16 protein-coding genes, 1 tRNA gene and 1 pseudogene are annotated in these 18,191 nt (G+C 45.5%); 8 read left to right on the top strand and 10 right to left on the bottom strand.

The features are described 5' to 3' along the window. Positions 1-398 precede the first annotated feature (398 nt). A complete protein-coding gene (locus EYR25_RS02815; protein WP_165953455.1) occupies positions 399-1,955 on the top strand; it encodes a cyanophycinase in 1,557 nt (518 codons plus the stop codon). A gap of 250 nt (positions 1,956-2,205) precedes the next feature. Next, on the top strand, positions 2,206-3,894 hold the full coding sequence (locus tag EYR25_RS02810; protein WP_023268525.1) for an NAD-dependent malic enzyme: 1,689 nt from the start codon (positions 2,206-2,208) through the stop codon (positions 3,892-3,894). A 66-nt stretch (positions 3,895-3,960) separates the two neighbouring features. Here the strand turns inward: EYR25_RS02810 and EYR25_RS02805 are convergent, their stop codons facing one another. Continuing rightward, positions 3,961-4,395, bottom strand: coding sequence for a DUF3069 domain-containing protein (locus tag EYR25_RS02805; RefSeq protein WP_023268526.1), 435 nt, complete (start codon positions 4,393-4,395; stop codon positions 3,961-3,963). 24 nt (positions 4,396-4,419) lie between these two features. Then, complete coding sequence (locus EYR25_RS02800; protein ID WP_133178473.1) at positions 4,420-4,947, bottom strand: phosphatase PAP2 family protein; 528 nt, start codon at positions 4,945-4,947, stop codon at positions 4,420-4,422. Between the two features lie 114 nt (positions 4,948-5,061). On the opposite strand from EYR25_RS02800, the gene EYR25_RS02795 reads away from it, so the two are divergent. Continuing rightward, positions 5,062-6,999 carry a GGDEF domain-containing protein gene (locus EYR25_RS02795; protein WP_133178472.1) on the top strand — a complete coding sequence of 646 codons (1,938 nt, stop codon included), beginning with the start codon at positions 5,062-5,064 and terminating at the stop codon, positions 6,997-6,999. Here EYR25_RS02795 and EYR25_RS02790 read toward each other — a convergent pair. Continuing rightward, complete coding sequence (locus EYR25_RS02790) at positions 6,996-7,796, bottom strand: substrate-binding periplasmic protein (RefSeq protein WP_133178471.1); 801 nt, start codon at positions 7,794-7,796, stop codon at positions 6,996-6,998. The genes EYR25_RS02795 and EYR25_RS02790 overlap by 4 nt on opposite strands. A 163-nt stretch (positions 7,797-7,959) precedes the next feature. Between EYR25_RS02790 and queG the strand changes: the two genes are divergently transcribed. Further along, positions 7,960-9,141, top strand: a complete 1,182-nt coding sequence (gene queG / locus EYR25_RS02785) for a tRNA epoxyqueuosine(34) reductase QueG (RefSeq protein ID WP_133178470.1) — start codon at positions 7,960-7,962, stop codon at positions 9,139-9,141. 17 nt (positions 9,142-9,158) lie between these two features. On the opposite strand, the gene EYR25_RS02780 is transcribed toward queG, so the two are convergent. Next, entirely contained in the window at positions 9,159-9,938 is a 780-nt protein-coding gene (locus EYR25_RS02780; protein ID WP_133178469.1) for a TOBE domain-containing protein, read from the bottom strand. Positions 9,939-10,140: 202 nt separating this feature from the next. On the opposite strand from EYR25_RS02780, the gene modA reads away from it, so the two are divergent. From modA to modC, 3 genes are read left to right on the top strand one after another with little or no spacing between them, the layout of a single operon-like run. Next, entirely contained in the window at positions 10,141-10,926 is a 786-nt protein-coding gene (gene modA / locus EYR25_RS02775; RefSeq protein WP_047539380.1) for a molybdate ABC transporter substrate-binding protein, read from the top strand. Beyond that, positions 10,926-11,663, top strand: a complete 738-nt coding sequence (modB, locus tag EYR25_RS02770; protein ID WP_133178468.1) for a molybdate ABC transporter permease subunit — start codon at positions 10,926-10,928, stop codon at positions 11,661-11,663. The genes modA and modB overlap by 1 nt, the downstream gene beginning before the upstream one ends. Next, complete coding sequence (modC, locus tag EYR25_RS02765; protein WP_133178467.1) at positions 11,657-12,742, top strand: molybdenum ABC transporter ATP-binding protein ModC; 1,086 nt, start codon at positions 11,657-11,659, stop codon at positions 12,740-12,742. Before modB ends, modC begins: the two co-directional genes overlap by 7 nt. A 76-nt stretch (positions 12,743-12,818) precedes the next feature. On the opposite strand, the gene EYR25_RS02760 is transcribed toward modC, so the two are convergent. From EYR25_RS02760 to EYR25_RS02740, 5 genes and pseudogenes are all read right to left on the bottom strand, one after another. Beyond that, a complete protein-coding gene (locus EYR25_RS02760; protein WP_023268535.1) occupies positions 12,819-13,385 on the bottom strand; it encodes a hypothetical protein in 567 nt (188 codons plus the stop codon). A gap of 500 nt (positions 13,386-13,885) precedes the next feature. Next, complete coding sequence (locus EYR25_RS02755) at positions 13,886-14,299, bottom strand: GFA family protein (RefSeq protein ID WP_039978673.1); 414 nt, start codon at positions 14,297-14,299, stop codon at positions 13,886-13,888. Between the two features lie 323 nt (positions 14,300-14,622). Continuing rightward, a pseudogene (locus EYR25_RS02750) lies at positions 14,623-14,928 on the bottom strand (transposase); the annotation flags it as partial. A 63-nt stretch (positions 14,929-14,991) separates the two neighbouring features. Then, positions 14,992-15,078, bottom strand: a tRNA-Leu gene (locus EYR25_RS02745). 188 nt (positions 15,079-15,266) lie between these two features. Beyond that, on the bottom strand, positions 15,267-16,856 hold the full coding sequence (locus EYR25_RS02740) for a bacteriohemerythrin (RefSeq protein WP_133178466.1): 1,590 nt from the start codon (positions 16,854-16,856) through the stop codon (positions 15,267-15,269). Between the two features lie 316 nt (positions 16,857-17,172). Between EYR25_RS02740 and EYR25_RS02735 the strand changes: the two genes are divergently transcribed. Continuing rightward, a complete protein-coding gene (locus EYR25_RS02735) occupies positions 17,173-17,301 on the top strand; it encodes a DUF3149 domain-containing protein (RefSeq protein WP_039978678.1) in 129 nt (42 codons plus the stop codon). Positions 17,302-17,417: 116 nt separating this feature from the next. Here the strand turns inward: EYR25_RS02735 and EYR25_RS02730 are convergent, their stop codons facing one another. After that, entirely contained in the window at positions 17,418-18,029 is a 612-nt protein-coding gene (locus EYR25_RS02730) for a superinfection exclusion B family protein (RefSeq protein WP_023268539.1), read from the bottom strand. Between the last annotated feature and the right edge of the window lie 162 nt (positions 18,030-18,191).

Raw genomic sequence — 18,191 nt, 5'->3', positions numbered from 1 at the left:
CAAAACTCCACTAAACACAAGCGTGTTCAGTAGGTTATTCGTCCCACCATTCGGACAGATACCACGTACGATAGTGATATCGTTGGAAAAGAGTTGCTGCAGAGTTCATGTTATAAAAAACAGTCTCTTGTTATTGACCTGTTAAGAGGCTATCCGTAACATAAGCTCCGAGTCAATACATGGCGCACACTTTTTTATTGAGTGCCACCATGAACCATCCATCATCAAAATACTTACTTTTTAGATCCAAGAAGTTGCTAGCGTTTTGCTGTTTTTTTGGCGTCTTAGTTTCTCCTAACCTCAATGCGTTACCTATTTTACAACCCCAAAAACAAGCTCCTCAGCAGCTACAATTTGACCTGATGCTCGTTGGTGGAGGAATAAAGACCTGTAGTTCAATGTCACCTGAAAATTGCAAAATCAACACCGCATTTTCGCCAACCGCCAAACGTGACATTCGCTATGATTTCAGTCCATTATGGCTAGAGCGGGCTTTGGCTCACCCAAGCCTTGAGATGCTCACTCAAGCACAACAGACCAATCTACGTAATGCCAGCTTAGCCGCAGAAAAATACCCCGCGCTAATTCCCTTAAACGAATTAAAACAGAAGATTGGAAAATTCGATCCAGCGTTACTCAACTCATTGGATGATAAAACGTATTTTGCCCTACTCGATTTACTCGAAGGACAGCAGCAAGCGGATGGTTCAAGTAAACAAGAGCAAGTCATACTTGATGCCAGTCGTAGTTCACAGACTATTGAACTTTATCGAGTGTTTGTTCAACAAGCCTTAAAAAAGCGTCAACAAAGGCAACCGACTGCACAGCGGCCATTAATTGCTATCGTTACGGCATCGGCCAGAGATCCCTTTGAGAGTGCTCACTTTTATCTAAGTGTGTTTGAGCAAGCGGGCGCAGAGGTGATTTGGCTCCCCATTGACGCTGCTCTGCAAAAGGGAATTGCCACTGGTGAATGTAAAATGCTGCCATTGTTCCGTCAGCAACTCCAAGGAAACATTGATAAACAAAGGCTCTATCCTGCAAAGACTCAACGTCAACATGATTACTGCGATAATCCAAACACACTTTACAAGTTTCTTGAACAAATGGATGGATTGTTCCTCAACGGAGGCGATCAAAGTCTAACCCTAAAAGCCTGGCTAACGCCTGAGGGTCAACCAAGTGACGCCTTAACACTGGTTAAAAAGCGCTTTGCTCAGCAACAAATCGTTATCGGCGGCACCAGTGCAGGCACAGCAGTCATGACCCAACATAATATGATTACTGGTGGCACCAGCGAGGGGGCACTCACCTTTGGCACGTATGCCGCAAAGGCGCCAAGTGAACGTTGTGAACTCAATAATTGTGATGGTGCAATTCCAGCTACAGCAGTGACTTACCGACCTGAAGGGGGCCTAGGATTTTTCCCCTTTGGCATTCTCGATACCCACTTTACTGAACGGGATCGCCAGCTACGCTTGCTGATCTTGGCCGCAAATACTGGTACTGAGATGGCGTTTGGAATTGATGAAAACACAGCTTTACTGGTTGATACTAAATCACAAAAATTTACAGTTTCTGGGCAACATGGCGTATGGGTTATTGAACAAGTTAAGCAGAAAACCGCACACAGTTTTCACACTCAAATAAACGCTATATCCCATTATCTCACTAAGGGGTCAGTGCTCACTATGAACAAAGAGGGCAATAAAATTGCTGAATTAACAATAAGGAAAACTGCAGAAGCAGCCACCTCTAATTCACCCCAAGTAACTAAGCCAGTAGTGAATAATTTTACACAATGGGTGAAGAGTGCATGCTTAGATGAAGAACAAAACCAAGTCATGGTAAATAAAGCCAGATTAACGATTAAACCTATGCTAGATGATAGCTGCCAGATAGCCCAAGGCGCTGTGGGATATCAATCCATCAATTTAGTGCTCGAAATACAGTGATTCTATTACGCAGCCTAGGCTGCGTTTTTGTTTCAATAACGCCGTTAAACAGCCATTTACTCGGCAAAAGCATTTACAACAATTTAACAGAAGCCTGTTTTAAACAGTAAGAATTGCCTGTGCTGCAAAAAAAGCCACAAATAGCGCACGACACAGGCAACAAAGATCACATTTCGTGATAACCTTACGTGACCTATAGCACGTCTCAAGCACGTACCGAACCACTTAAACAATAACTCAAAGGTTACCCATGGACGATAATAAACGCCCCCTCTATCTTCCGTTTGCAGGACCTGCCATTCTTGAAGCTCCCTTAATTAACAAGGGCAGTGCATTTTCGGAAGAAGAGCGTATTTTCTTTAACCTCGAAGGCCTAGTACCCTACGCCATTGAAACCATTGAAGAACAGGCTTCGCGCGCCTACGATCAGTTCAGAAGTTTCAATAACGATCTCGATAAGCACATCTATCTGCGCAACATTCAAGACACCAACGAAACCCTGTTTTATCGTTTAGTGCAAAACCACATCAGCGAAATGATGCCAATTATCTACACCCCGACGGTAGGTTTGGCCTGTGAGCGCTTCTCGAAAAACTATCGCCGTAACCGTGGTCTGTTCATCTCCTACCCGAATAAGGACAGAATCGACGACATCCTCAATAACTCGACTCGCCAAAAAGTAAAAATCATCGTTGTGACCGACGGTGAGCGTATCTTAGGCTTAGGCGACCAAGGTATTGGCGGCATGGGGATCCCGATTGGTAAATTGTCACTGTACACTAGCTGTGGTGGGATCAGCCCCGCATATACACTACCCATTACCTTAGACGTAGGTACCGATAATCCACAATTGCTGGAAGATCCTATGTACATGGGTTGGCGCCATCCACGTATTGGCGGCGAAGAGTATGCCGAGTTTATCGAAGCCTTTATGCAAGCCGTGCATGTACGTTGGCCAGATACACTGATCCAATTCGAAGATTTTGCCCAAAAGAATGCGATGCCAATCCTTGAGCGTTATAAAGATCGCTATTGCTGCTTTAACGATGACATTCAAGGCACCGCCGCTGTGACTGTAGGTTCGTTACTCGCCGCCTGTAAAGCCGCGGGCACTGAGCTGAACAAACAACGAGTTGCCTTTTTAGGTGCGGGTAGCGCTGGCTGCGGTATTGCCGAAGCTATCGTTGCGCAAATGGTGTCTGAAGGGATTAGCGATGAGCAAGCCCGCAGCCAAGTCTGCATGGTTGACCGTTGGGGCCTGCTGCTCGACAACATGCCTAACCTGTTGCCATTCCAACAAAAATTGGCTCAAAAATGTGCCGATATCAGCAACTGGAATAACTTCAGCGATAATATTTCACTGCTCGATGTAGTCAATAACGCTAAGCCAACGGTTCTGATTGGCGTATCGGGCGCACCGGGTCTATTTACTGAAGAAATTGTGCGTGCAATGCATAGCCACTGCGAACGCCCAATTATCTTCCCACTTTCGAACCCTACCAGTCGTGTTGAAGCGACGCCAAAAGACATTCTGCACTGGACGTCTGGCCAAGCTTTAGTTGCAACGGGTAGCCCGTTCGAACCTGTGGTTGTTGATGGCGAGACCTATGAAATTGCGCAATGTAACAACAGCTTTATCTTCCCAGGTATTGGTTTAGGTGTACTCGCCTCGGGTGCTCGCCATGTCTCCGATGCGATGTTAATGGCATCGAGCCGTGCGCTCGCCGAATGCTCACCGTTAGCCATTAATGGCTCTGGGCCGCTCCTGCCAAAACTGGAAGATATTCACTCAGTGAGTAAGCATATTGCGTTCGCCGTCGGTAAAGTGGCGATTGAGCAAGGCTTATCCTTACCAGCGAGTGATGAACTGCTGATGCAATCAATCGAAGATAATTTCTGGAAGCCAGAGTACCGCCGTTATAAGCGTACTTCGTTCTAATTTCAGACATTATTCCAATAAAAAGCCCGTCAATCGACGGGCTTTTTATTGAGTCAAACTCACAGCTTAAGGCGCCATTACCTGTTTAAAGCTGTTGAGCATTGAACGGTCGGTACGCGCTTTCTTTAATTTCCGCACACACTCTTTCAGTGACTCATCGGCTAAGCGGCCGAAAATCCCGTTGTATTCCTTCTCGTTGATGGCCTCATCGGTATCGGCCTGCTCAGAAATCTCCTGGGCGACACGGCTAAGTTGCAGCCAAGCATTGGCAATATAGAAACCGTGGAACTCAGCCTGTGGCATCAAGTTACGGGCGCTGGCAGGCAATGCCTCCCAAGCCGCGGCAAATTTGCCTTCGCGATCGAGTAACAACTCGGCGCATAGACCTTTATAAGCCTCTAATAGGCTTTCTGGCATTTTTGCCATAGGTAACACTTTATTGGCAACATTGTGGGAAATCCGCTCGGCGGTTTCACGATACTCAACAGATACTTCAGCCATAATTTCTCTCTTAACTTAAACGGCTTAAAATTGGCCGCTAATATACAAACCATAAACCCCGTTGTGGGCTAAAGGTGTCAAAGTGATCCCTTTATAGGGCTCAGTAAAATACCAACCCGCCAGTGCGCCAATGGCAGCGCCTGCGAGGACATCTTCGAAATAGTGCTTATCGCTCTCGACTCGGGTATAGCCCACATAAGTCGCTGCAAGGTATGCTGGCAGACCATATTGCCAGCCATAACGCTGCTGAATAAAGGTCGCCGCCATAAAGCTGTCCGAAGTGTGTCCTGACGGAAAAGAATCATCACCACTGCCATCGGGTCTGTCCTTACTGACACCCAGTTTGAGCCCTTCGACTATGACCCTGCTCGAGACTGCTGCTTTAAGTAATTGCCATGAGCCTTCATTCCCATCTTCATAGAATAGGGTCGCGCCCAAAGCCGTCGCCGGCAGGAGTAAATGAACTACATCGCCCGAGGTTTCGATATCATCCGAGTTTGCCCAACTCGCTCCCGTGAACAGCAACAGTGCGGCACAGAGTAATTTTTTCAAAGGGTTTCCTTATTGGGAGAGATCCAAGGCGACGTTTATACCTTGATAGCGGAATGAATGCAAAAATTGCCAATAGACAATGTAAACTATAGGTGAAAAACTTATGCTAAGATAATGATTAGCTATCTGTTTCAGTGCGAACAGGAAATACCTCACTTGCAACATTGCCTACGATATTTAGCCATACTCATTTTGTTGCTTATTGTGCCACTAACGCTTGCAGCAGAAGAGAAAACTCAAGTTGATCAAATATTCGCATTATTTGATAGTGGCGAGGCGATACCGCGTGAAACTATCGAACAAAATCTAGCGTTATTAGAAAAATTAATATCAAGCGATGATTCTCTGCGTATAGAGAAACTTAATCAGCTCAAGTGCTGGAACCAGCCGTCCGACACCGAAGAAGAAATTGCTAAGGCTTTACATTCTGCAGAACAAGCACTCGCCAATATAACTGCAACAGCATCAGCTCATTACATCACAGATATCACTCTTTGCCATTCTTGGTTTCTACAATTAACTGGTGATATCAGTGGAGCCATGCAAGGCTATACCAAGAGCGTTAAAAGTGCGTACGAGAATGAGGACATCAAACTTATTGCCGATGCTCGCAGCCTGCGGGGTGCTCTGCACTCTTATATAGGTGACTTTTCTGAAGCATTAGATGACCTAGTGACAGCTCAAGGACTTTATGAGTCTTTAAATCTTACCGGATGGGCAAATGTCAATCTCAGCGATATAGCCACGAGCTTTAGGCGTTATGGCGACCCTGAGAGCGCTATAAAATACTATAGTAAACTCAAAGAATTATATGTAAAAAATGGAAATAAAGAGCAAGTTGCCAATGTCACTTCCGACATCGGGATTGCATTAGACGAAATGGGTGAGCATGAGCAAGCAATTGAAAACTTTCGCTCTAGCTATCAGTACTTTAAAGAACATAATCTCAACCTTATTGCCGCAATCAACGCAACCAATATTGCCTATAGCCTTATTCAGTTAAATCGCCTAAATGAAGCCGAAACCTATTTAAAGGAAGCCGCGCAGGAGATTACTGAAAATGAACCAGCCGCTTATAGTTTTTTAAAGCTATTTTTGGGGAAAATTCGTTTTCAGCAGGGGCGTTATCAAGAAGCACTGGATGAACTCTCGGCATCAGAAAATGCGTTTAGAGTGATGCACAATGACCGAGGTCTGATCCAGCTTTTACAACTAAAAAGCGATATTTATGCCTCCCTTGGCGATTTACCGCAAGCCTATAATACGCTTCAACAATTTGTTGTCATTACCAAAAAAGTGGATGATAACACTTCAGCGCATCAGACGACGGAATTAAAGGTAAAGTTTGATACTAGTTGGATCGAATCAGAAAATAAGCGATTGATTGATAATCAAAAATCGAAGGAACAAGAATTAGCACTACTTGAAAAAAACAAATCTCTACAACTTATCATCCTACTGCTCACAGGCTGTATCTTGGCGATAGTATCGCTGTTTGCCTATAAACAAGTACACCGCAATCGTCACCTACAAACCATCGCTCTAACAGATTATCTGACCCAATTGCCCAATCGCAGACATATCTATGCCCAAGCGGAACTGTACTTTCAACAGGCGCTAAAGCAACAAACCCCGTTATCAGTGATTATTTTCGATGCGGATCATTTTAAAAAGATTAACGATAATTTTGGCCATGAAATTGGTGACCAAGCTCTGTTAACCATAGCCGAAGCCTGCCAAGCTTTAACGGCGGATCGCAATTTGATTGGTCGTATCGGCGGGGAAGAATTTTTAATTTTACTGCCCAATACTGATGCAAACCGAGTTTGGCAACTCGCCCATGAATTACAAACCTTAATCACTCGTTATGGCGCTATTAATTTACCCGTAGAGTTAAAGCTAACCGTAAGTGCTGGAGTAGCGACTTTACATCCTGAATTAGGCAAACAAGATGATAGCTTTGCCCGCCTATTGAAACGCGCGGACAATGCCTTATACGAAGCCAAGAATGCCGGAAGAAACTGCGTTAAAGCTGCTGAGGCGATAGCTTAATTATCTTTATGCCAAAAGATTTGATGTTGAAGAGGTGGCGGTAATGCGCCAAACCATTTTTGATAGAGTCGAGTAAAATCCCCCGACTCTTTAAGCTTTTCTAGCTCAGCTTGCCAGCGTTGAACCATATCCGCAGACGTCCCCTTAGAGAAAGCAAGGTAGAGATTAACCTCAGACACGACATAAACGGGTCGAACATCTTCAAGTCTCGCCCCAACCTCCTCGAGTATATGTTTTACGGCCAAATCAGCCTGACACCAAAAGCGTACCCGTGAAAATAATAGTTGTTTAGCCGATTGCTGTGGAAAACTCGCTACTAATAAAGAGGTTACACCTTGCTGCTGTAATAACTGTGCGCCTACAGACTCACGATAAACACCGACAATTCCCGCCGCACTGACATCTGCCAACTGTTTAATACTGATGGGATCCTCAGCCTTGGCGTAGAGGGTGATTTTGCTGGTCGCAATAGGGCCAATAAAATCGAAATGGGCTTCCCGCTCATCGCTAATGGAGGTGGCAAACAACAATATATTTGGCGCCGAGTTAGCAATCGCGTAAGCCCGCGCCCAAGGTAAAATTTCAATTTTCTCTTGCTGACCAATTCGTGCCTGTAACTGATTAACCAGCTCCACACCAAAGCCTGTTGGTACGCCATCTTGCTCGAAGCTCATGGGTGGCCAAGCTTCTGTGACTAAACGAACAGGTTCGGTTACAGCAAAACTCGCGCCGGCATAAACCAATAGGCCCATACAAAACAATAGGCGATAGCAGTGTTTACTAAAGGTAGGCAACATGGGCAAGGCCGAAGGGGAAAGTTAATCTTAATCATAGATCTAATTTACACACAGAAGAAAGCAACAATTGCGGTTTGGCTTAAATCCCCTAAACACTAAACTCGTCCGCAGTGGCTTAAAACTGCTATCATAGAGCCATCCAATTAAGCCCAATGCCGTTTCCATGTCGACCACAGTAACCTCTCCCGCCAATATTCCCGACGCCGCAACACTTAGTCGTCTCGCCATGCAAATCAAGACTTGGGGAAAGGCGCTCGGATTTGCCCAAATAGGGATTTGCGACACCGACTTAACTGCGGAAGAAGTCAAATTACAGGCTTGGCTGGATAAAGGCTATCACGGGGAAATGGGCTACATGGCGACCCATGGCATGATGCGTGCTCGCCCCCACGAATTGCACCCAGGCACAGTTCGAGTGATTTCAGCACGGATGGATTATCTACCGCCTGAGGCGGGTTTTGCCACTAACTTAGCCTCGCCGAATATGGGCTATATCTCGCGTTACGCGGGCGGTAGGGATTACCACAAACTCATCCGTGCCCGCTTAAAAAAACTGGGGGATCAAATCAGTAGCGAGCTTGTCTCTCTCGGGTTCGATGCTGCCGACTTTAGACCCTTTGTCGATTCTGCCCCAGTGCTCGAACGTCCACTCGCCGAAAAAGCTGGCATAGGCTGGACAGGTAAGCACTCACTTATCCTTAATCACGATGCGGGCAGTTGGTTCTTCCTCGGGGAATTGCTGATCAACCTGCCTTTACCCGTAGACATTCCTATCCAAGAAGACTGCAACACCTGCGTGGCATGCATCACCTCCTGCCCAACAGGCGCTATCGTCGAACCTTATACCGTGGATGCACGGCGCTGTATTTCTTATCTAACCATCGAATTGCAGGGAGCTATTCCAGAGGAGTTTCGCCCTTTGATGGGAAATCGCATTTACGGTTGTGATGATTGTCAGTTGGTGTGCCCAGTCAATCGCGAGGCGCCGCTGACTCAGGAGAGTGACTTCCACATTCGGCCTAAACTCAAACAACCTGAACTACTTACCTTGTTTGCCTGGAGCGAAACCGAGTTTCTCAAACAGACCGAAGGCAGCGCCATTCGCCGTATTGGTCATCAGCGCTGGCTACGCAATATCGCCGTTGCCCTAGGCAATGCGCCAAGTTCGCCGCAAATCATCACCGCCCTCGAGCAACGTAAAGCCCAAGCGGATGTCGATGATATGGTGAAAGAACATATCGATTGGGCCCTAGCGCAGCAACACTCAAGAAGCTCACCAGCCAATAACCGTAAAACTGAGCGACTGGTTCGGGTCATTCAAAAAGGCCTACCAAGGGATGCCTAGCATCTTAGCTTAATGCCTTAATTCATACTGGCAACAATCACTTGTGTGGCATCAAAACAGGCAAAACAGGGCTCGCCTACTTTGAGCGTTTGAATATCGGCCAATGGCATCACCGAATAGATAATATCTTTACCGCCAATTTCTATCGCTAACTCAGCCTTATCGGCCAGTTCAGTCACACTCAGTAAGTGCCCACTAACGCAATTTTGCCCCGCGCTCTGGCAGGCCTCACGACTAGCCGTCACTGCGGGCGCCTTAAACAACAATAAAATCGATTGATTAAGCGCTAACTGCAGACGCTCAAAACTCGCATGGGTCACTGAGATTTGGATCTGCTGCCCTCCCGCCAACGTCACTTTCAGGCTGTCATTCAAGCCGAGCGGTTCAATGCTATGGATACGAGCGGTTAACTGGTTGCGGGCGCTAGTTTTAAGGGAGAAATGTGCCATCACATCTAACAAACTGTGCATATCGACTGAATCATCCAGCAGCGCCGACAGCGCCATTTCTTGCACCTGCGAGGTGATGGAATACACCTTAAGTAAACGCTCACCAAACTCGGTCAGTTTGGCGCCGCCACCGCCCTTACCGCCCTTTTCGCTACTGACGACAGGCTCGGGCATAGTGGAATTCATCTCGTTTATCGCATCCCATGCGGCCTTATAGCTGATCCCCGCCAACTTAGCGCCTTGGCTGATAGACCCAGTATTGGCCACTTGGCGCAGCAAAGCTATCCGCCGAGGATTGGCGAAGGGTTTGTCCCCCAATGACAGTGTCAGTAGTGCGTGTAAGTCCATGTTCCTGCGCGCCTAAACTTAAGTGAATGTTATTCTCCCTGATCAATCTTGAGATACCAATACGCACAGTCGGAAATATCCACCAAGGTATTGCTGTTTTGGCAGATAAATCGAGCAGAGATCACTAATTTACACATCGGGGCTTGAATGATCGATATATAGATTGGTATATAACGATCACTTTTTATCACGGAGGAACACCATGAGCTCGCTCAAACACTTTTTACGCTTTACCACAGCCTCAGTCGTTGGCTTAGCCCTCAGTTGCAGTGTCACCTTTGCCGCAGACAAAGAGCAAGTGACTGTTTTTGCTGCCGCATCCCTCACGAATGCGCTGAATGAGATTGGCCAGCTGTATGAGAAAGAACATCAAACGAAAGTGATTTTCTCCTATGCCTCCTCCTCAACACTCGCCAAACAAATCGCTAATGGTGCGCCTGCCGATCTGTTTATCTCCGCAAACCAAAAATGGATGGATTACCTTGTCGATGCCAAGGCGGTGAATGCCGATAGCCGTATTACCCTGTTAAAAAATACCTTAGTGTTGATTGCCGAAAAAAATAGCCCTGTGGACCAAGTCACCCTAAACAGTGATTGGGATATTAAGGCCGCGGTCAACGGCAGCCGTTTAGCGGTAGGTGACCCTGACCATGTCCCAGCCGGACAATACGCCAAGCAAGCACTTGAAAACCTGAATCTTTGGAAAACCGCCGAGCCACTCCTAGCGAGAGCAAACAATGTGCGCGCCGCTTTAGCATTGGTAGAACAGGGCGAAGCCCCGCTCGGTATCGTGTACTCGACCGATGCCAAAGTAGCGCAAAAGATTAAAATTGTGGCAACCTTCCCCGCCACTAGCTATAGCCCGATTGAATATCCCAGCGCCTTGACTAAGCAGGAATCCACCGCCAGCGCTAAAGACTTTAATCAATACCTTCAAAGCTCAAGTGCAAAAGCAGTATTTGAAAAATATGGCTTTGGAGTGAACTAGTGCTGAGTGATATTTTAGTAAGTGGTTCGCTGTTTGAGGGACCACTACTCAGCGAATACGAAACCGCCGCGCTGCTGCTGAGCCTCAAAGTCTCAGCGGTTGCCGTACTGGCCAGCTTACCCTTAGGCATTTTATGCGCTTGGTTGCTGGCACGCGTAGAGTTCCACGGTAAGGCTATCTTCGACAGTCTCTTGCATCTCCCGTTGGTGTTGCCGCCAGTGGTGGTGGGTTACCTACTGCTCATCAGCATGGGGCGCCAGGGTGTAATCGGACAATGGCTCTATAACTGGTTTGGCGTAAGTTTTAGCTTTAGCTGGCGCGGCGCGGCGCTCGCCGCCGCAGTGGTCTCCTTTCCTTTGATGGTCAGAGCCATACGTCAATCCTTCGAAACCGTCGATATTCGCCTCGAACAGGCGGCGCGCACCTTAGGAAGTAGTCGCTGGCGAGTATTTTTGACCATCACATTGCCGCTCACCTCGCCCGGAATAGTGTCGGGAATGATCATCGCCTTTGCCCGCAGCCTTGGGGAATTTGGCTCGACCATCACCTTCGTCTCCAATATTCCCGGCGAAACTCGCACCATTCCGCTGGCCATGTATTCCTTTATCGAAACACCGGGGGCGGAATATCAGGCGATGCGCCTATGTATCATCTCGATAGTGATAGCGCTGGCCTCCTTACTCGCCTCCCAATGGCTCACTAAAAAGGCCCTCAAAAGAACGGCAAGTGTATGTTAAACATCAATATTGAAAAACAGCTCGGCCAACTGCAACTTAAGGTGAACACTCAATTGCCGTTACAGGGCGTCACCGCCGTATTCGGCCGCTCGGGAGCGGGCAAAACCTCCTTAGTGAATTTACTTGGCGGCTTAACCACACCGGATAAAGGCGAGATTAGCCTTGGCGACACACTATTGTTTAAACATAAAACCGTTAATCTGCCCCCTGAAAAACGCCAGATTGGCTATGTCTTTCAAGAAGCGAGGTTATTCCCCCATTACAGTGTGAAAGGTAATCTCACTTATGGGATGCGCCATAAAGCACCTGAATTGTTCGACAAAGTGGTCTCGCTACTGGGCATAGAAAAACTCTTAAGCCGCTATCCCAACACGCTCTCTGGCGGTGAAAAACAACGGGTCGCTATTGGCCGAGCCCTGCTCACCTCGCCGCAGATGTTATTGATGGATGAGCCCTTAGCCTCCCTCGATTTACCTCGAAAACGCGAATTGCTGCCTTATCTACAAACCCTAGCGCAGGAATTGAAGCTGCCGATCGTCTATGTCAGCCACAGCTTGGATGAAATCCTGCAACTCGCCGACCATATGCTGGTGTTGCATCAAGGAAAAATGATCGCCCAAGGACCACTAACACAGGTATGGAATAGTGAACAAATGCGCCCCTGGGTGCCATTGCAGGAATTAAGTTCACTGCTGAGCGCCAGAATCGCCGACAGACATCCCGATTATCCAATGACTAGACTGTTGATGGATGATGGCAATCAGCTCTGGGTCAGCGGCCAACTGCCGCCCACCCATAAACAGTTAAAGGTGCGCATTCAAGCGAACCATGTTTCGGTTTGCACTGAGGAACCTAAAGGCTCGAGTATCCGTAACTTACTACAAGGAAAAATAAAAGAGCTCTACCCCAGCGATAATGGCGAGCAAATTCAACTTAAAATTGCCCTAGGTAAAGACGAATTGTGGGCCAACATCACCCCATGGGCTTGTGACGAGTTACAACTGACTCCGGGAAAAGACATTTATGCTCAAATTAAAGGCGTAACTATGACGCAAATGGATATTGCTGAGTCCCACTGAGTTGAAAAGGTAGTCTGAATTCGATGCAAGGACCCAACCAACCTACGGTCCTAAATTGGTGTCGACGTGTAATTCATCAATGTTGCGGTTGACAGAATGACACCTTAGAGGCATTTGTAATAAGTTTTTCGACATGTTGAACCAAAGAAAGCGCTTCTTCGTCTCGATAGAAGGACCTAATCTTTACTTTTACACCATCCGGCATTCTCATCGTAACAATTGCTGAATCGTAAGCAGTGTTAGCTTCTAGTTCGATTTTGTATATCTGCAAATTGGAAAGAGGGTAGCAGGTCAACCTGTTGCGAAACGGAGACCTCCGAAGGAGAATTACCTCGCTGGTTCTTGCATTTAGCGCCAAATCGACAGCATCACCAAATAACGCGAACCATAATACCATACCAGAAAAACTAAGCGGAACGACCAAAAAGCCCAAAGTCGCGAACATCGTTCCAAAGACCGGAGGACTCGCCCAGTCGACTAATCGCACGTGTTCCAAATAAAGGTGAATGAACGGAACACATAACAGGAACCAAGGAAGCAGGAAAAGGCGAATCCAGAATGGATACCTGCGTATGTATCGAATCCCATTTTCGTCCGATACGATAGTTTCTTCAGCTTTTGCTAAACAAATCTGATTTGCCATCCACTAGGACTCCAATTTTTTAGTAATCTTCTAACCGCAATGAAGCAACTGTTTTCATGAGCAAAAAGAGCTAACAGGCAATGGCATCCTCGCATAAGGCAAACCAGGCAATATCAACGAGTGCTGATTTAAAAACCTGAACATTCCCTGGGCATCAGTAAAAATCTCAAAACTTATCGTTATTTTTACTGATGCCCACAAGCTTATAATTGCGAATGATTCGGTCCACACAGAAAAATGCTCGCCGCACAAGGGTAACAGCCATGAGAACAGTGAGCATCCTCAACACTAATCTAACTTTTGCGAAGGCCAGCATACCAACCTACTTTTTAAAGCTGACCCCAAGCATAGCCGGAAGTTGACTAGAGCAATATTAAAGAATGGACGCAGTTAACCATCCTAACAATAATAAACAGTAGCGGTTCTAAATATCCCTTGAACGGAACAACATGTGTGGTGATGTGGGATTTTGGAAGGTCCCCTGCAACCCGATTATCTGTTTAGCCTTCATCTTGAAAATGCGCAAAAACTTCGGCACCAGTCATATTGTGTGTTTGGTTACTGAATGCATAATATTCAGGCTTTTCATCAATGAATATTTGGTGGGTAAACTTAAAATCGTTATCAGTTTTTAGCAAACCAATAGGAAGATGGTACTGATTAGCAGGCTTAAGGTAGTAAAACAAATGTGTCCCACATTTTGTACAAAAACCCCTTTCCGCCCAATCTGATGATGAATACCTTGTGACACTTTTTTCATCAGATATTTTTACAGAATCAGCGCAGTCGATTGATAGCATTGGACCACCAGCCCAATTGCGACACATATTACAGTGGCATGCCGCTATCTCGTTACTGGAATACTCAACCTCTAAAACGACTGAACCACACAAGCATTTACCATGACCCTTCATAGTTCCTCCCGTACTTTTTAGATGAGTAGTACACTTTATCAACTAACGCAGCTATGGGTGCACTATTTCTAGACTACACTCAGCGACAAAGGAGCACAAGAGGAGCACAAGAGGAGCACAAGGTCAGTATTTATTTGATTTTGAAGTCAAATCCAGAAGTTGTTATGGACTATAAAGAGGTAAGTTCACCAGCGGTTATTATTAATGAAAGTTTAGTGCATTGGGGCTCTATTCCCCAATCACACATGATCGAGTCGTGGCTAAACCGTGATATGAATCTAACAAAAATTGAAATGTTTGGTATTAATAAAACTGAGATCGGTTTAACGGACCATAACTGCAATAGCATTAAACTCCGCGTTAGTAATGTTCAGTTGTGGCTTATTGTCTTTCAATTGATAGGCGATAAGTTACTCAATCATTATGAGCATAAAGCCATGTACGCTGCGGTGTCTGGAGTCTTCTATCTGTGAGATATTTTTTAACTGGTCGTTGATAGTTTCTATGATAAAACGTCTCGACAGCATCGCTCTATCCCACAACTACGTCACTTTTGCTTTCACATTCTTACGCACGTTTGTCACCAGTGTGAGGCCTTTCTCTAGCAATTCACTAGGCAGCGTTTTACTGAATACTGAATTTTAGGTACAAAAAAACCGACTCTAGGTCGGTTTTAGTCCCTTTAATAGGGATGGTACCAGAGGACGGACTCGAACCGTCACGCTTTTAAGGGCGGCGGATTTTGAATCCGCTGTGTCTACCGATTTCACCACTCTGGCATCAAGATTTAGAGCTAACAAAAACAAGTAGCTGGCTCTAAGTGCTGGGAATTATACCTTTGCCTTTGACAATGGCAAGCCCTTTTGAAAGGCTGGGTGGCAAATTAGTTTTAACCGCTCAAAAATCAGTCTTATATAGGGTTACAGCCCTACATAGCTCGATAAGAATACATTTATCACGCCTGATTCTACTCAGCTCCGTGGGAAAGTAAAAATTGCGCGTATTCCCTGTCACTTTTTTGTATATGGTTAACTAACCAGGATTTTAAAAATGCCATAAGTTCATCGGCAACATCTTCACCTCTCGCTACCCGCTTCTGGAAATCCAGCACCTGACCAACAAGTTGAGCATGCTTTTCTTTATGTCCAGCTGTTTGAGGATAACCAAAGCGTGCAAACAGTTCTTCTTCATAGGAAAAATGGTTGGCAGTGTAATCCACTAGTCCTTGAACGATACGCTTAATCGCCTCGAGTCCATAGGCCTCACTTAGGGTTCGGTGCAATTCGTTGACTAAAGAAACTAAACGTTGATGTTGGCGGTTAATTTCAGGCATACCGATATCAAGTTCAGGTCCCCATTTTACAAATAGCTGGCTTTGGGCTTGATTAGAGGTAAATAGCTGTTTGTCTACGTGGAAACGATGTAACAGTGAACCGATCTCCTGTGACATATTATAAACTTTGAGACTGGACAAGTTAGTTTGATTTGTATGTTGAGCATTCTTCAACGCAAGTTCGGCCATCACACTGATATTTTTGTTGATTTCCTCCGCCACGGCATGCTGCTCTTCCGAGGCGGCAGCAATTTGGTGAGACATATCCGTAATGCTCTCGACATGAGTCACGATTTCACCTAGAGATTTATGTGCTTGCTCAACCATTAAGGCAGTCTCATCGGCGATGGTGACATTTTTTAACATGACTTCGACACTCTGTTGGGCGCCTTTTTGCAATGTCGTTATTTGCTGTTGAATTTCAGCAGTCGCCTCAGAGGTGCGTTTTGCTAAATTTCGCACTTCATCAGCCACAACCGCAAATCCTCGACCATGCTCACCCGCTCTGGCACTCTCAATCGCCGCATTGAGTGCCAGTAAATTGGTTTGTTCGGCCACTTGCGAGATAGTCTCAATAATGCTGCTAATGCTATTCGTATCGGCGGCAAGGTGTTCAATCACTGCTTTTGTTTGGTGAATTTGCGACGTCATATCGCTGATTTTATTGACTATAGTACCCATTACTTCATCACCATGTTTAGCTGAAGTCTGAGCAATATCAGCAGCTTGTGCGGTGTTAGCAGCATTATGTGAAACTTCTTGTACGGTTGAAACCATCTGGGTCATTGCCGTTGCCGCAAGCTCGGTTTGGCGCTCTTGCTCTAACACGCCTTGTTTTGCCTGCTCACTAATCGTCTTTATGTCGGTGGCGACCTTCTTCATCCATTCGCTGGTATCAACTAGAGATAAAATAGTACGACTTACATCTTCGCCCATGCGATTGATGCTGTGTACGACAGTGTGGAACACGCCCGCATCTTTCTCATCAAGCTGATAGCTCAAATCACCGTCACCTAAGTGATGAGCGGCACGCTCGAGGTGCCTTAAATTACGGATAAGTTTGTTAATGTTAAAAAATAAAATAAGGGCAAGTGCGATTAAACATAAGGTTGCAACCCAATGCGCGCTACTAAGCAAACAATAGAGGGGATATAAAAGTAAAACCATGGGAGCGAAAATAATACCGTATCCCATAGTGCCCCTCTTAACAGTGGTGCTAGCCATTTTTGGCTCCTTCAAAAATGCGGTAAAACATCAGTCAAAGGTTAGACAAATTTAGATAACTGTCAGAACTTAGTGTCATTTAATGAATTTTTTCTTTAACACTCTTAAGACTAGTCCCTAATGAGACAAGAAACAAAGTCCGAAAGATTGAGTTTGGCAAAATTTTGCCATTCGCCAAATTTGAAGCAGATCACACGGTTAACCTGTAGTTACAATATTGTTTGTAGGTGTCGATTTTTTATTGATCAGGATCAGTATTTGTTAACGCTAAGGGCGCTAGTGTAGAGGGGACTTCACAGGAAAGAGGATTTCAATCATGGCATTTTGGTTAGATTTAATGTTCGGTAACCCAATAGGTTTACTTTCAATGATCGTTATCTTTAGCACTATAGGGATAATTTCTTATATCACCTGGATGTTCATCGTGAAGTCCGCGCAACAATAGTAGTTTTTGCTTCCAAATTGTTATTCTGTTCATTGTAGAAATTGCACGTTGTTATGGGGGTTGTAATAACCCCCATTTTTTGTGCCTGTGATTTCTGCTTTAGCACACAACCTGCATTAAGCGGCATGTTTACGATTTTGTACTAAACCATTTAGAAACTGCGGACGTGCTTTGATTAAGTGTTGCATCTCTTCTTGACTCGGTTCACCCGCTGGCAAACGTAATACACCACGATTTAAATACATGCGTGCTTTCATGGAAATCTTATAGTCTGCTGTTGGGCCTTGGATCGCATAATGACGTTCATTACCTAAACATTCGAGGATGCAGGCATTGAGTAAGCTTTTAACTGCGGGTTCATTTTGCGGCAATGTCAGAATAGTGGCGCCCTGTAAAAAAAACTCCCGCAATAATGCGCGCTCGGCTCGGTCAAGCAAGTTAACCTTAGCCTCAATGGTTTCTATCATTCGCTTATCACTAAGATGACGAATCGACTCATCCAAACCCAAGTTCAATAATTGAGTTAAAAAATAAGCAATTGAAATGATTAGCCCTAAGCCAACAAAATGAGCATGCTCAGGGACAAACTTATCTAACGCTAATAGGCTAAGGATATTTGATGGAATCGCCAATAAAACGGCACAACTCACCATTAACCATAACATAACCCTAAACATCATCTTTTTAGGACTAAACAACTTCACAGAATCCAGTTTGAGTTTAATCATAATGTTATCCCTGCGACAAAAAATTGAACTGTTGCCGACACCAAGCAAGTTTAATGCCACTACATTGTTAGTGTGTAGAGGGATATTTCAGAGGGATAAAATGCACAATTTCTTGTGCTTGAGTCTATGCTTATAAGCATCCAACTCGCTATCAGATAAAGT

It is taken from the genome of Shewanella decolorationis, assembly GCF_004354305.1.
Taxonomy (GTDB): Bacteria; Pseudomonadota; Gammaproteobacteria; order Enterobacterales; family Shewanellaceae; genus Shewanella; species Shewanella decolorationis.
The sequence above is the reverse complement of the archived record's forward strand: the minus strand, read 5'-3'. Positions and strand labels throughout refer to the sequence as shown.